3 protein-coding genes are annotated in these 2,396 nt (G+C 47.9%); all 3 read right to left on the reverse strand.

All coding sequences use genetic code 11. The features are described 5' to 3' along the window. Positions 1-451: 451 nt before the first annotated feature. Positions 452-922, reverse strand: a complete 471-nt coding sequence (locus tag AC1D2P_RS30595) for a hypothetical protein (RefSeq protein WP_477758545.1) — start codon at positions 920-922, stop codon at positions 452-454. A 16-nt stretch (positions 923-938) separates the two neighbouring features. Then, positions 939-1,175, reverse strand: a complete 237-nt coding sequence (locus AC1D2P_RS30600) for a hypothetical protein (protein ID WP_477758546.1) — start codon at positions 1,173-1,175, stop codon at positions 939-941. 69 nt (positions 1,176-1,244) lie between these two features. After that, the gene (locus AC1D2P_RS30605) at positions 1,245-1,769 is read right to left on the reverse strand and encodes a hypothetical protein (RefSeq protein WP_477758547.1); all 525 of its coding nucleotides are present in this window, start codon (positions 1,767-1,769) and stop codon (positions 1,245-1,247) included. Between the last annotated feature and the right edge of the window lie 627 nt (positions 1,770-2,396).

Consider the following 2,396-nt stretch of genomic DNA (forward strand, 5'->3'; position numbering starts at 1 on the left):
GGTTCAGACAGCGAGCACCTTCAAAAATAGCAGCAAAAATCAGAGACCTCACCTCATTGCATCTACAAGCTCAGGTTCCCCAGTGTAGTCCTCGCAGGGGCGTGTTCGAATTGGCTGTGTCCCGTAGGCAGCAAGGATGGAATCGTGTTCCGATTCTAGTTGTKAGCTACTTTTCGCGACGGTCAGCTTCTGGCCGATTTGTGCCTGTCGTGACCGGCAGTAGTCGACCCGAAGCAGCCGATCGATTGAGCCAGAAAACATTCGATACCTGCACTCGCGGAGGTTGATTCGCAACTGGACACCATCTGCTGCGTGATGGAGTCAACGGGACATAACTTCCTTAACTCGTTGGATGAAATCTTGGACGATTCAGTGTGGCCACAATTATTTTGGAAAACGAACCGGTCGACGACAGCAGGGCTCCTCGGTCTGGGCACCTTGGAGCCTTTTATTACAGATGCCATGCTCGTTTGCAAAGCGTATCGACGGCGGTACTGACCAAGGTTTTTTCTCCTCGTGTGAATTTCGCGGGGCGTATTGGCCCCATGCCATAGCTCTCCAAGTTGGCGTATCCAGCCGTTCCGGTGCCTACCTTGCAATCTTGTTTGAAGACGCCCAAGCGGAAAATTCGCAGGCTTCTATCGTGTTCGCCTTTTGTTTGGAACATCGACATGGTAAAGGCTTTCGACTCGTCGCCGCCCGCACCGTGATTAACTTCTAACGGGCTTGTGCTAATCGACAGTTCGACTGGTTGCGGCCAACCCTCGTCGATATCACCGATTTTTTCGTACAGGCTCGCTTGATAGTCGTCATACTTTTTTATAGCTGCGGCCTTTTGTTCCGGGGATTGAAAAGCGGGGGATTGAACAGCGCAGCCCTGCAGAGCAATCAGTGCGGCCGCCAGGATAAATACAAATTTCATGGTGTAAGCCCTTGTATCAGTTTGATGTGTTGAATTCTTTTGCCAGCCACTCCCAGGCCCATATGCCGACGAAAATAACGCCGAACAGTAATGCAAAGCCCATAGCAGCGTCAGTCACATATTTCAGCATGTCGAATACGATCACGCGCAATACGTAGATCAGGTGGAAAAGCAGGCCCGAAGCCCCCGACCAGACCACCAGGCCTAGACAGGCCAACAGGAAGGCGACTTTTAAAAACAGGCGAAAGATCATTGCACCGGCTCCTCGTAGTAATAGCGTGAAGTGTAATAAACAACGAAGCAACGGGGACTGATTTGGTATTTAGTTTATTCTGATAAAATTTAGGAGTCTCTCAGTCATTATCAAGGCTGTAATGCCGATAAGGCCGCATACAGTTAGTATCAAAGCGCTCTGGAGTCGCTTGGACAAAGTTTTTACGGAGTTAGCAAGAAATTGGTCGTGAATTTTATATCGGAAATTGGGGTCGAGTTTTTCGATACGAATAACCATGGTTACCAAAAGCTCTATTGATAAGCATGCAAAAAATGTAATAAAGAGAGATACTATGCAGCTGCCAACTAACAGAGTGACGCTCAAGGGGTGCGAGTTGTAAGTAGCGTAGAGGATTGGGGGGAGTAGGCCCATTAAATATACAGTTCTTAATATTTTGAGCTCTGGACTGTCGTCGCGCCATACTATATCCAGGAAGCCGTTGCCCGCTTCTTTGTAAAATTCCTTGGCTAGTTCTGTATCAAAAAATTTACCTTCCGAGTCAAGGAATAAGCGATAAAAAATTTTTTCCGGAAGACTTAGGGTAACTTTGAAAAGCTTACGAAATTTGCTCATGGTTAATCCGGGAACGCGCAATTAAAACTGGCTAGATATTACTGAAGTCGGTTTCTTTTCATGGGACGTGCTCGCGCTGTCAAACGATTTTAATAATATTTAGCCGATGCTTTGTTAAATTTCAGATGATTGGCAGGGAGTAAGCTAAAAAAGCATACGAATATTGATCCCAGTCAATTTTTTTACGCTTCGCTGAGCTTCAGCAGGGTCTGTGGCCAACGCGGTTTCTAGTGAATTCAACATCAGGAGTATTTTTGTGAGCGTCAGCGTGGCACTGCGAAAGGTATGCGGCGACATGGCCGCTGTGGCTGCATCCTTATCCCCGACTAGGCCGGGCATTGTGACAGTCGGGTGACCGCTGAAGGGGTTTATACACCATGGACGGAAAGCCCAATCTGCTCAATCAGTTCCCGCAGTAGACCAAGCATAGCTACTCATTTGCTATCGCTCCGCCCACCGGCTGCTTCTGGCCGATTCTGTTGAAAAAGTCGGTCATCCAAAACGGCCTGGTCATTGACTGGTGAAAACGCCTTTTTTGCACGCTGCTGCTTGAAATCTACTTCTGGAAACCTTTGCCGGTAGCAAAGATTTCAATCTCGAGCGCGTACTTTTCAGCTGCGAAAACCA

Source organism: Pseudomonas sp. P1_F1_2, from assembly GCF_056405815.1.

What these genes read in the sequence shown, in the direction of transcription:
- AC1D2P_RS30595 (WP_477758545.1), bottom strand. Translation starts at nt 922, where the DNA reads ATGAAATTTGTATTTATCCTGGCGGCCGCACTGATTGCTCTGCAGGGC.
- AC1D2P_RS30605 (WP_477758547.1), bottom strand. Translation starts at nt 1,769, where the DNA reads ATGAGCAAATTTCGTAAGCTTTTCAAAGTTACCCTAAGTCTTCCGGAA.
- AC1D2P_RS30600 (WP_477758546.1), bottom strand. Translation starts at nt 1,175, where the DNA reads ATGATCTTTCGCCTGTTTTTAAAAGTCGCCTTCCTGTTGGCCTGTCTA.